This window comes from Nostoc sp. C057, from assembly GCF_013393925.1.
Taxonomy (GTDB): Bacteria; Cyanobacteriota; Cyanobacteriia; order Cyanobacteriales; family Nostocaceae; genus Nostoc; species Nostoc muscorum_A.
In genome coordinates this window covers 2,743,832-2,756,492 of sequence record NZ_CP040281.1, presented here as the reverse complement: position 1 = coordinate 2,756,492, position 12,661 = coordinate 2,743,832, and the positions used below count along the sequence as shown (strand labels likewise).

Annotated in this window: 10 protein-coding genes; 2 read left to right on the top strand and 8 right to left on the bottom strand. The window is 43.0% G+C overall.

Going from position 1 to position 12,661, the window contains the following annotated elements; translation table 11 throughout:
- The first annotated feature begins 251 nt into the window (after positions 1 to 251).
- The gene (locus tag FD724_RS12000; RefSeq protein ID WP_179072787.1) at positions 252 to 491 is read left to right on the top strand and encodes a hypothetical protein; all 240 of its coding nucleotides are present in this window, start codon (positions 252 to 254) and stop codon (positions 489 to 491) included.
- Between the two features lie 64 nt (positions 492 to 555).
- Here the strand turns inward: FD724_RS12000 and FD724_RS11995 are convergent, their stop codons facing one another.
- The 5 genes from FD724_RS11995 to FD724_RS11975 all read right to left on the bottom strand — a co-directional run bounded on the left by FD724_RS11995 (position 556) and on the right by FD724_RS11975 (position 6,127).
- A complete protein-coding gene (locus tag FD724_RS11995) occupies positions 556 to 774 on the bottom strand; it encodes a hypothetical protein (protein ID WP_114085327.1) in 219 nt (72 codons plus the stop codon).
- A gap of 589 nt (positions 775 to 1,363) precedes the next feature.
- Complete coding sequence (locus FD724_RS11990) at positions 1,364 to 3,082, bottom strand: NAD+ synthase (protein WP_179072786.1); 1,719 nt, start codon at positions 3,080 to 3,082, stop codon at positions 1,364 to 1,366.
- Between the two features lie 232 nt (positions 3,083 to 3,314).
- Positions 3,315 to 4,061, bottom strand: a complete 747-nt coding sequence (locus FD724_RS11985) for an NUDIX domain-containing protein (RefSeq protein WP_163929288.1) — start codon at positions 4,059 to 4,061, stop codon at positions 3,315 to 3,317.
- Entirely contained in the window at positions 4,022 to 4,621 is a 600-nt protein-coding gene (locus FD724_RS11980) for a nicotinate-nucleotide adenylyltransferase (RefSeq protein ID WP_179072785.1), read from the bottom strand. The genes FD724_RS11985 and FD724_RS11980 overlap by 40 nt, the downstream gene beginning before the upstream one ends.
- A 69-nt stretch (positions 4,622 to 4,690) precedes the next feature.
- Complete coding sequence (locus FD724_RS11975) at positions 4,691 to 6,127, bottom strand: nicotinate phosphoribosyltransferase (protein ID WP_179072784.1); 1,437 nt, start codon at positions 6,125 to 6,127, stop codon at positions 4,691 to 4,693.
- A gap of 452 nt (positions 6,128 to 6,579) precedes the next feature.
- Between FD724_RS11975 and FD724_RS11970 the strand changes: the two genes are divergently transcribed.
- Complete coding sequence (locus FD724_RS11970; protein WP_179072783.1) at positions 6,580 to 6,732, top strand: hypothetical protein; 153 nt, start codon at positions 6,580 to 6,582, stop codon at positions 6,730 to 6,732.
- Positions 6,733 to 6,866: 134 nt separating this feature from the next.
- Here the strand turns inward: FD724_RS11970 and FD724_RS11965 are convergent, their stop codons facing one another.
- The 3 genes from FD724_RS11965 to treY form a co-directional block, all read right to left on the bottom strand.
- Complete coding sequence (locus FD724_RS11965) at positions 6,867 to 7,487, bottom strand: Uma2 family endonuclease (RefSeq protein ID WP_179072782.1); 621 nt, start codon at positions 7,485 to 7,487, stop codon at positions 6,867 to 6,869.
- 59 nt (positions 7,488 to 7,546) lie between these two features.
- Positions 7,547 to 9,064: a trehalase family glycosidase gene (locus FD724_RS11960; protein ID WP_114085333.1), complete on the bottom strand. Its 1,518-nt coding sequence runs from the start codon at positions 9,062 to 9,064 to the stop codon at positions 7,547 to 7,549.
- Between the two features lie 351 nt (positions 9,065 to 9,415).
- Positions 9,416 to 12,214, bottom strand: a complete 2,799-nt coding sequence (gene treY, locus FD724_RS11955) for a malto-oligosyltrehalose synthase (RefSeq protein WP_179072781.1) — start codon at positions 12,212 to 12,214, stop codon at positions 9,416 to 9,418.
- Positions 12,215 to 12,661 lie beyond the last annotated feature (447 nt).

Genomic DNA, 12,661 nt, shown 5'->3' with positions numbered 1-12,661 from the left:
ATACACCGAGATTCGCAACACGATCGCCGAACTAAGCAACCTGCTAAAAGATATGAACACCCTCACCCCTGATATTCACAGCAAATCAGACTTTGAGTCATTGCTGAATGCGATCGCACAGCGTTTAGATGAGTAAAAATAACCTATTGGTTGGGTTTAGAGATTGAGCAATGTCTCCGGCTGGCTAGACCTAAGCCCTTTTGACTCGATAATTTTTGTTCTGAGATACAACCTTTAAGTTCAGAAGCAGAATGATGAGAGTTAAAGGTGCAACTTTGAGGGTTAAAGGCGCAACTTCGAGGATAAAAGGTGCAACTTTGAGGATAAAAGGCTCAACTACGAGGGTTAAAGGTGCAACTTTGAGGGTTAAAGGCGCAACTTCGAGGATAAAAGGCGCAACTTCAAGGGTTAAAGGTCAAGCGATCGCTCTTTTAACTCGACAACTCGTGTTCAAAGGTGCAAGCTTCGAGTTCAGAGGTGAAATAAGGTAATATTGGTACTGCATCGATATCCCCGAACACATCACGACTTTCAACGAAGGGAAATCTTTGTGAATTAAGCATCGTTTACCTGTCTGTCTTCTTCTAACAGCGCGGCTAGTTTATTAGCAGCTTCATGAGAATTATAGGGAGACCACACATGATAAGTGACTCCTGGCTGTAACGACAATGCTTCTTCTTCAGTCGCCAGTTCTTGAACTAAAAACTGCATGACCTTGAGTTTATCTGCACGAGATAGGTTGTGCAAGGTTGGAAACAAATCTGCTACGCTCATATCAAGTTGAAGATAACGACTAAGAGGTTGTTTGAAAAGTAGTTAGCTGTGATTTTAGGCACTCATTGATCCCCCCTAACCCCCCTTAAAAAGCAAGGCTGTTTCATTCGATCTCTTAGGGATTTTGTCAAGAGTATGAGTCAGAAATTTGCTTGAGTGGGAAAAAGAAAAACTACCACTTCAACCAGCAAATTTAAGTGCGAATACCATTTTCTTGCCCAATCAGATTTTTTAGTCACCTAGTTTTTTTACTTGAAACGCTTGTAAATCAGCGCCTTTTAGGGAATGAAACAGCCCTGCCCTTAAAAAGGGGGGAACCCGGAGTCAAAGTCCCCCTTTTTAAGGGGGATTTAGGGGGATCTAAACGTTTTTTTACCGAGAAGAGGACTTTTCAAACATCCTCTAAATACTTTTTATATTTTTACAACTACTATAAGGTGGTTAGAAAGTTTGTAGCGTTGGCGTAAAAAATTTTTACAACGCAAAACCTGTCCCTCTCCGATGCGGAGAAGGACAGACTTTAATAAAAGTTCAAGACAGGGAGAGGTTGATAACTAATTACTTGATTTGCGGATGAGCATCTTATCCATCACAACAAACTAAGGTTAGGTGTAGCTGTAGTTTTAGCCTGATAAGCCTTTTTGACACCAACCCAGTTACTAGCAATTGGCATTCGCCAACCGGTTCCAAAGGCACGATCGGTGATTTTCAATCCCGGCGGTGCTTGTCGCCGTTTAAATTCAGCCCGCGCCACCATTTGAATTACTCTGTCTACAATCACCCCATCGTGACCGGCTGCAACAATTTGTGTTGCTGATTGGTGGTTGTGAACCAGGCGTTGCAAAATATCGTCTAAAATTTCGTAAGGCGGGAGAGAGTCTTGATCTACTTGGCCTGGTTTGAGTTCGGCGCTGGGTGCTTTAGTCAAAACGTTTTGCGGGATAATTTCATTATTGCGATTTAACCAATGACAAAGTGAATACACACGGGTTTTAGGAACATCTGCAATTACCGCTAACCCGCCATTCATATCGCCGTAGAGTGTACAGTAACCCACAGCCATTTCTGACTTGTTACCTGTAGATAAAAGCAGATAGCCAAATTTATTAGCGATCGCCATTAATAAATTACCCCGAATCCGAGATTGGATATTTTCCTCAGCTATTCCAAACTCAGTACCCGCAAACAAATCACCCAACGTTTGATCGAAGCCTTGCATTAACTCGCCAATTGGTAAAAGATTAGTCTTAATCCCCAAATTTTCGGCTAATGCCAAAGCATCACTGATGGAATGTTCCGAACTGTAAGGGGAAGGCATGAGGACACCGAGGACATTTTCTTTACCAAGTGCAGCAGTTGCGATCGCAGCTACTAATGCCGAGTCAATTCCACCACTTAAACCCAAGACTACTTTAGAAAAGCGACACTTACGAGCATAATCTCGCACTCCTAAAACCAAAGCTTGCCAAATTTCTTCATCTTCTGATTCATAGACAGGTGCTACAGAACCCAATAGTAAATCGCTTTGTACCTCATCAAATTCAACTACCATTAAATCGGTATCAAAGCCACGGGCGCGAGACATAATTTCACCTTGCCGATTTAAGGCAAAACTACACCCATCAAAAATTAGATCGTCATTTCCGCCAACCTGGTTAGCATAAATAATCGGTTGTTGGAAACGCACTGCACTATGACTGAGCATTGTTTCTCGAAACTGTTGCTTGCCCGCAGTGTAGGGCGAAGCAGACAAATTGACAATCAAATCTACACCCAGAATTGCTAAGTCAGCAATTGGATTTACTGCGTAACTCCGTTTGCCCCAAAATTCCTCATCGTTCCATAAATCTTCGCAAATAGTTACACCAATATCGATATTATCTAAAGTAAAATAATTAGCTTGCAAACCTGGTTCAAAATAGCGACGTTCATCAAATACATCATAAGTAGGCAAAAGTCGCTTGTGAAAAACTTGCTGTACTTTGCCATTCTCTAACAAAGCCATGCTGTTAAATAAGGTTTTACCGCCACTAATATATGCATTGGGGTTCGGTTCAACAGTTCCTACCAACACAGCTAAATTTGGTGGTAAATCTTGAGCCAAATTTTGTAAAGTAATGCCCATCGCTTCCACAAAACTAGGATTTAGTAATAAATCTCGTGGTGGATAGCCACACAAAGAAAGTTCTGGTGTCAACAACAAACGCGCACCGCTAGATGCTGCGCGTTGTGCCGCCTCTAGGATTGTTTGGGCATTTAAAAGCAAATCACCAATAGTAGGATTAATTTGAGCGATCGCAATTTTCATATTATTTGTTATTAGTCATTGGTCATTTGTCAAGAATCAAAATAAGTTACTCAGGACTTTGGATGCAAAGTAACGTGAGTTCGACAAGTCTTATTTGACCTCTCCCCCAGCCCCTCTCCGACGCGGAGAGGGGAGCAAAAAGCTGAATTAATTTTTCGTTGCTCCTCCCTTTCCGTTTCGGAGAGGCAGGGTAGGAGGGAGAGGTTCATCGAACTTACGTTCAAGTGATTGGTTAAATAAACACCAAAGGCTTATCTTTTAAGGGAGCAAAAGCTTCCGCGTCAAACTTATATAAACTAGCCGGACGACCAGCACCCCGTGATACCTTAATTCCGGTATCGCATAAAAAACCTAACTTGAGTAGACGCGCCCGAAAATTAGAATAATCGGAAAAGTTATCACCTAAAACTGTGGCGTATAACTGATATAAATCATTCAAGGTGAACATTTCTGGTAAGACTTCAAAAGCCACCGGGCTATACTCTAATTTATTTCGCAATCGCCTGTGTCCATAAGCCAGAATTTCATTATGGTCAAAAGCTAATTGCGGCACTTGTTTTACTGGATACCAAGCTATCCCAGTCATGCGATCGGCAATCAATTCGGCTTCTTCAAATCGCACTAGGGCAAAGTAGCTAACTGATAGATAACGCACACCATAACTATCAGTTGCTTCCCGTGGATCGCGATTCGGCCCGCCAAATGTATAGAGTTGTTCTAAGTAGAGATTGTTGACCTTAATTTTTTCCGCCATAATTCGATAAGCGGCATCTTCTAAAGACTCTCCTGGACGCACTAAAGTACCGGGAAGACTCCAATGATTTAGAAATGGTTCTTGCTGTCGCATTACGAGTAGAACTAACAGCCGATTTTGTACAGTATCTACAGAAAAAATTACATTATCAACACCAACCTTGAAATCGGCCAAAGGTTGTTGGTTTAACGGAGTTGGTATCTTTTTTGGTGAACGTCCTGGCATTCGTACAAATGCTCTCGATTAATATAGGCAACTACAGGGGCTGTGAGGGCTTGAGAATCTCCATGTTCGCGGTACGCTGTTGAGGAAACATCTAGACCGGTCAGACTAGCGATCGCAATTTTCCCTCCCAGCTTTTGTACTATCTCTGAACTAGACTCATCTATTACATATCCGGGTCGCGGTACAATAAGCAGTTGCACTTGCTGTAACAAATCTTCAATGCGATACCAACGTGGTAGCTGACTCAGTAAATCTGAACCAATGATCATCGTTAATTCAGCGTCTTCACCCCAAGTAAGCTTGGCTTTTTCTACTGTTTCCAGTGTTCTGAAGCTACTTAATTCTTGTTCCAAAGCAATATTGTGCCTTGGCGCGTCTATATCCGCAATCAACAGTCGCAACATTGCCGCCCGATGTTCTAAGGGTGTTTGATGAGACTTAAACGGATTATCCGCCGCCCAAACCGCTACCCAATCATAACGCTCAGACAACCAAGTCAGAATTTTTTGATGTCCCGCAGTTGGTGGATCGGCACTAGTACCAAACAAAGCAACTCTCATAATAATTCGTAATTCGTAATTAAGACGGATTGAAAGAGTACTTCTTACCTCTGTGTTGCGCCAGGTGCTTCAAGTCGGGGGAACCCGCCCAACGCACTGGCTTCTCTGTGCCTCTGCGGTTCGTTTCTTAGTCTCTTCAGTCAACACCCGTAACCCCTCAGAAATTTCCACTTCTACAGCCACAGGATGATCCAAAAGCCGTGTTTGTTGTGGCAAACTGGCAACTGAGGCTGCGGTACGTTGACGAATTGTTGCCAAAGACTCTAACGGTTGTACCCGTTGACCCTCCTGCACTACCAATTGCAACAAAGGTTCTTCGTCCAAAGGAATTTCACCTAAAAGTCCCAACCTGTCTGCTTTTACCTTACCTCCCGAAAACGAACGAAAAATCTGCTTGCGCCCTGGATAAGTAACCTTACCACTAGACTGCTTCATCACTGGGATACCATCAATGTCTACAAGTTTATAGACTCCATTTACGGGCGAACCTGTAACTAATCTGGTTCCCAATCCGTAACCATCAATTTCGGCCCCAGCAGCTTTTAATCTGGCAATTTCCCACTCATCCAAGTCGCCACTGGCAAAAATTGGCACACCGGGAAGGAGCGATCGCACCTGCTTTGATAAGGTAACTAAATCTCCTGAGTCTAATCTCACTCCTGTCAATTGCATTTCCCCGGAATTTACTTTTTCGGACAAGCGCTGGGCGGCGGCTACGGTATCGTAAGTATCAATCAGCAACGGCGCACCAGGAAAATATCGATGAAATGCACTAAAAGCTTGTTCTTCAGTGCCTTCTATTGCTGACAATGCCATCACCAGGGCGTGCGCCATCGTACCACTTGGCAGTTGTCCCAGTTGTAGCGCTGCTAACACATTGGAGGTGGAATCTAAACCACCTGCTAAAGCCGCCCGTGCCGCCCATAAAGACCCTTGGGGGCTAAATGCTCGTCTTGTGCCAAATTCTAAAAGTGTTGCTGATTCCCCCGCCACATCCCGCAACCGTGCTGCTTTTGTGGCAATCAAAGTCTGGTAATTAATCGTATTTAAAAGGTAAGTTTCCACTAGTTGCGCTTGCCAAAGTGGTGCTTCCACCCGCAACAGTGGTTGATTGGCAAACACAGCCGTCCCTTCTGGCACTGCCCAAACATCACCAGTAAATTTTCCCTCAGCTAAAAGTGACCAAAAGCGATCGCTAGCATGAGCAAAAATTCCCGTTGCCTTTAATGCCGCAATTTGCGCGGAACTAAAGCGGATTTTGGCTAAATATTCCAATGCCTGCGTCAGCCCCATTGCAATTAAATAACCAAAACCCTCTGGCAATCGTCTGACAGACAATTCAAAGCTTGCCCGTCGTTGTTCTATACCTTCGCCTGTGTAACAAGCTGCCATCGTCAATTGGTAAAGATCCGTCAGCAAGCTGTAGTCATCAGCCGAGAAGTTTAGTTCCTGGTTCTGCTGGCTTTGCTGTTTATATACATAGTCCAAATCTGGCAAAGTTGTCATGCAAGAGATTCCTTACAAGCTGCTTCTTTTATTTATGGTAATATTTACCATAAATAATGTCAACTACCGTTCAGGATATTTCATGAGATTGCTGTGTAACAGTAGATTTATATGTAAATTTATACTAGCTTTATAAAATACTTAATACTTTTTAATAGTAAAAGCTAGCAATAATGTTAATGTTACAATCGGCTAACGAAAGAAAATAATATCCTCTCAAGGCAAGTTTGTTTGCCAGCCTATTTTCCAGACAGGATTTGGAAAAATAGATAAGTTTCAATTAGAATCAAAGAGAAACGTTTAACTTTTTGACTAACTAAAGTATTGCGAAGTTATCTGAATAAACATTGCATATATTCTCAATATATTGAGAAGTAGAGCCAGCGAAGAATATTGGTATTAGAGTATAGGTAGCACAATTAAAGCGACTCAAAAATAAGGAGTCCAATATTATGGGTATTTCCAAAATCCTTGGTAATATAACTCGGTATATTTCTGAAGCTGCAATGCGGATCTTTGGCCCTAATGATGATGCTTATCCTGCTAGTGGGGTACAACCTTTTACAGGTGAGCCTTACGATAAGCGTAAAGATGAGAATTCATAGGTACTGAATATAGCATTTGAAAAATATTTATGAACAAAAAGATCCCCGACTTCTTCAAGAAGTCGGGGATCTGATTCTTTTGGTGGAGAGCCAATCAAATAAGATTGCTATATTTGCGTTGCGATTGAAATAAACTACTTGGAAATAGGTTGCACAGCCGTAAAGATTTTTTGTGTCGTTAGTTGCAAGTTGGGAAAGATTGAGGAAATAAGTTGATCGTTGTTTTGAAACAACCGTTTTTGATACTCATCCCCTATTAGAGTACAAATTGTCACTGTTGGCTGCTTGGGTTTCCCAATATATTCTCTGCCACCAATGCCCAGATAATCAACAATCCAATATTCAGGAACTCCTAACAGGGCATAATCTTCAACTTTGCGGGCGTAGTCGTTCTGCCAGTTTGTGCTGACAACTTCAGCAATTAGTTTAATTGAGTTTTCTGATGTAATTACAGGTTCTTGTTGCCACAAGGGTTCATTAATTAATTGAGTTTGGTCTAACACAATCAAATCGGGACGAAAAGCTGTTTCTGCTCCTAATAGTTTGATTAGACAGCGATGGGGGATAAAGTAGCTTAGATCCTGACGATCAATTTCTACATTCAGTTTTCGCCCAATCAACGCAGATACTTGCTCGTGTGGCCCGGTTGGTTCCATCTCAATTAATTCACCATCAATTAGTTCATAGCGATCGCACTCACCATAGTGGCTAATAAATTCATCAACGGTTAGAACTTTTGGCGCTAATTGAACCATTGTGATTATTCCTCACGATCAGAATTCAGCACGGATTTAGCCCGTGCTGGATTTTTACTTTAAACTTTTTTCCCACGGGCTGCTAAGAGTTCCAGAATAACTCCATTTGTCCAGCCAAAGCCAACTTCGTTAGAACTATATCCAAAGGAGATTTCGTCAGAAACGTTGGCAGAACAGCGTTCAACATCATATTTCTCAACTAGGGTGTTGTGACGCTCGAATTCTTTAATTACCATTGCTAGAAATTTGTTGGCAATGCGATCGCCTTCTGTATGAAACCCATAACGGTGAAGTCCCTGGACAGCAATGAACGTCAATGGTGCCCAACCGAAGGGAGCATCCCACTGGTTTCCGGTGATATGAGTACTGGTAAGAATTCCGCCTGGGGCTTCAAACAAAGAGAGATTTTCCACGACGCGCTGGGCTTGGGCTTGAGAAGAAATTCCCAGCCACAGGGGATAGAATGTGGTAGCAAATTCGTAGCAGCGCCGTTTTCCACTCTGGAAGTGATAGTCGAAATAGAGTCCTCGTTCTTCATTCCAGAGAAATTGATCGATCCGATCGCGGCGGATATCTGCACGATCGCGCCATTGTTTTTCTAGTTGTTCGTTCCCCAAAACAGCGTTAATTTGCGCCAAGTCTTGTTCTACCTGATACAGCAAACTGTTGAGGCACACAGGAGCGTAGTGGAGGATATCAGCACTGAAGGGGCCAAATCGGTTGGTGATATCAAAACCGGACTCGCGCATGGTGCGATCGCCCTTGTAAAATAGGTGGGTCAGTTTGTCATTTTCCCGATCGTAGTAAAGATTAACGTCGTAATCTTCAACGTCAAAGGTTTGGTAATATTCCTTGACGCGATCATAGTGGCTTTTTCCCTCATCATCTCGCTCGGAGAACACGACTTCTGGCGCGGGGCCTTCGCCAAAGGCATAAAATCTGGATAAGCCGGTTCCAGAATTCAGATGGGGCGGTACTACCCAGTAATAGTAAAATTGTTCTAGCAGTGGTACGGTTGTCCTCAACCACTCTTCATCCTGAGTGTGTTGAAATAGCGCCAAAACCATCATGCTGAGGACGGGGGGTTGCGATCGCGACAGCATATAAGTTCGGTTGGCATTGAGGATAGTGCCGTAATGCTTCACCTGGTACAATAATTGATCTACCTGACTTTGCGCTAGATCCCATTCCTCATCATGCAAAAGTCCCAGTAATATAAAGTAGCTGTCCCAGCCATACATTTCGTTAAATCGACCACCTGGTACGACATAAGGGCCTGGTAGGTATAGTAAGCCATGCTCTTTAATCGCTTCCACTTCTGACGGCAAAGTGCGAATTTGTAGCTGTTGCATATCTTTGGGATATAGCGATCGCTCTAACACACGCTGAATGTTGGGATAATCTTCTAAGGGGGAAATGTAGACAATCCAGGGAGTGTCGGTTTTGTGGTCTAGTTTGGTATCTTTGGCAGATTGTAATAGGTGTTCGTGCGATCGCGTTAAGGTTTTCCACGTTTTTTTGATATGGAAGCGCACTTTGTTTATCTGCGTGGTACTAAGTTGTGGGGGAGTGGTCATAATTTAATTTGGCGGGGTGTTGAGGAGTTTTGGAGGAATTTTTTTAACGCAGAGGGACGCGGAGTTTTTACGGTATCTGGAAAACGTCTCTCCTAGAAGGCTACCGTGTACACACAAGCCTGAAATAGCTGATTAACCAAGGTTTTACCCCACCCTAACCCTCCCCTTATAAAGGGGAGGGAACTAGATATCCGGCTTCCCCCCTTTATAAGGGGGGATTGAGGGGGGTAATAGGTACTTGTGTGTACACCGTAGCCTAGAAGGAGAAAGACTTTAAATTTTCCCCCTTCCCGCGACGAGTTGGGGGTTAGGTTTTTCGTGGACTGCTGAATTGTCAGACGTAAAACAGATTCACTCAGCACTACTAACTAACAAAGCAACTGGAAAATGGGCAAGGGCAGATCCGATAGATAGGGTTTCTGTAGCCTGTAAAGGTTGCTGAGTGAGAACGTTTGTCCAGGTGAGGGGAGTTCCAGGGGGTAATTGGAGGTGGGTATCTTGCCAAACTGATTCACCCAAGGGGTTGTCTCCAGGCTGGATGAGGCTGGTTAAAAAGCGAGGCGCGATCGCGATCGCTGTTTGATTTCCTTCTCGTCGTGCAAAGGCAATAATGTGATTGGTGTAAGTTCCTTGAACTTCTAAGGGCAGATAGTCGCCATCCTGGAATAATGAGACATAGTTTGTTCTGGCTTTGAGTAATTGAGCCGTTAAAAATAGTTTGATTCTGCCGTCCGTTTTATCGTTTAGCAACTCCTGAATTAGTCCGAGAATATCTGTTTTGGCTTGTTCGCGGATGTCGTTTAAGTAGGTACGTCGCTGTTCAAAATCTACGGGACGGCGATTGTCTGGATCAACTAGGCTGAGTTCCCAAAGTTCTGTTCCTTGGTATAAATCGGGTACGCCGGGTGCGGTAATTTTCAGCAGAGTTTGGGAAAGGGAATTGAAGATACCATATTCTGCAATTCGCTGCTGAAAAGGACGAAAGGCTTCTAGAAATTCTTTGGAGATGGAAGAATCTAGTACCTTTTCAATGAAGGAAGTACAGGCTTCTTCATACTCGCTATCAGGTCGCAGCCATGCTGTATGCACTTTCGCTTCTCGAATTGCCTTAATTATATAATCTTTCACGCGTTCCACGAAGGATGCGTGTTCCTGTTCCGCAAAGGGAAATGCCCCTACAAGGGTTTGATAGAGAAAATACTCATCGTTGCGATCGGGCATAGCAAACCCGTGGCGATGACTGCGACTTCCTCGATTAATCGCACTCCAGGTATTTACCTGCTGATCCCATTCATCGGGGATTTCTGATAATACATTCAATCTAGCTCTCACATCTTCGCCGCGTTTGGTGTCGTGGGTAGCTGTGGTGTTCATTGTGTGAGGCCAGGTTGCTTGGTGCTGTTTATTAAAGGCATGAAATTTGGCTAAATCGATCCCAAAATGACCGGGATTTCCCCCGACTTCATTCAGCGACAGCAAGCGATTGTAAACATATAATGTAGTGTCTTCTACACCTTTGGCCATTAGCGGGCCGCTGTATTGCTGCATCCGCAAGACAAAATATATCCACTGTTCGCGTTCTGTTTGAGTCAGAGAATTATCAAAATCTAGCACCATTAACTTTTCAATAAAGGTCAGTTCATGCTGCAACAAGGGCGTTTGTTCTTTGGCTTGGCGAATTACTTCTTGAATAGTAGCGCGATCGCTATCCCCAATTCCATCTGGTGTAATATATGTACGGTAAATCGGGAACAGAGTTAAAACTTCTGCGATCGCTCTTTTCAAGCCATTGAGTGTAAAGTCATTGCCATAGCGGTATTTGCTGGAAATGTTCTTTAACAAAAGAGCCAAATTGTCAATATCACCCGCTAAATTCTTTTCTAGTATTAGGTGCTTTTTATCCTTCACTACTGAGGAATAATCTACTCTGGAACCAATAAAATTTTGATAAATTTTATCGAAGGATGATTCATTTTCAGTTTGACAAAATACACCATTTACATAGTTAAGAAAGTCATATCCCGATGTCCCTTCGATTTCCCAGTTTTCCGGCAGGTCTTCGGTGAGTTCTAAAATCTTCTCGACCGTAATATAAACATCTCCCGTCTTTTCTCGTAGCCTTTGTAGATACTGGATTGGGTTATAGAGTCCATCAATATGATCGATGCGTAAGCCCGTAAATTTGCCCTCCTCAACCAGCTTTTGAATGAGGCTATGGGTATTATTAAAAACCCGCACTTCTTCAACTTTAACGGAAATCAGTTCGTTGACAGTAAAGAAACGGCGATAGTTCATTTCTTCCGCCCCAACTTTCCAGAAAGCGAGACGGTAAAATTGATCGTTGAGTAATTCATCTAACAAGTTAAAGCTCTCTGAATTCCCTGGTTCTCCGTTGAAAGTTTGGATATTTTCGTCAATGAACTCGCGGATAGCATCATTTGTGGTGTAAAGTTCCCAAACTAATCCTTTAATAAATGCAATTTGGTCTTGTCGCTGTTTTCCCGCAACTTCTGAGGGCACACTTTTGAGAATATACAAAATACCTAATAGTTTAATAAAATCAGGGTGATTGCGTCCGAGTGTGCGTGTGAGTTTTCCCAGATTATGGGTAATAAATTTTGTGTAAGACTCTAATCGTAACGGCAGTTTTAAGCTGTAATAGTTTACAGTTAAACCGTTTTGTTCATATTGTAGTTGAATGTGTCCGTTTTCTAGGGATGCACCATAGAAATCTCCCAGCAAAGGAGCAAGAATTCGCTCTTGGCGATCGCCAAAGGGAGCATTCCAAGAAAGATCGAAGTAGTCAGTATAGCTAGAATCTGGGCCGTGTTCCAGTATGTCCATCAAATAATCGTTTTCGCTGCTATAGGCCATGTGGTTGGGCACTATATCTTGTAACCAGCCCATACCAAGGGACTGGACTTCGCCAACTAATTCATCAAAGGATTCATTAGTTCCCAGTTCTGGGTTAAGTTGAGTGGCATCTACTATATCGTAACCGTGGGTACTCCCAGATCGTGCCTTGAAAATGGGGGAGGCATATAAATCAGAAATACCCAAATCTGCTAGATAAGCTGCGATCGCTTTAGCATTGTCAAAGCCAAACTGGGGTGTAAACTGAATTCGATAAGTTGCGGTAGGAATTCGCATGAGTTTGTTGTGATAAGAGATGGGGGGATATGGTTCGTTTAACGTGTTTGTCTTTCGGAGATCCCCCCAACCCCCCTTAAAAAGGGGGGCTTCTTCTAATCTTTACCCCCTTTTTAAGGGGGTCGCCGCAGGCGGGGGGATCTTATCTGAAATCTATTGACAGGTAGGGGAATTTGAACCTTTTTGCTCGGACGTTGAGCCTTTTTACTCGGATGTTGAGCCTTTTTGCTCGGACGTTGAACCTTTTAGCTTGAACGTTGAACTTTTTTACTCGAACGTTAAGCCTTTTAGCTCGAACGTTGAACCTTTTTACTTGAACGTTGAACCTTTTTACTCGGACGTTGAACCTTTTAGCTCGAACGTTGAACCTTTTTACTCGAACGTTGAACCTTTTTGCTAGAAACTTGAGGTTATAAGGCTGAAACTTGAAGTTCTAACTCTCCCTTT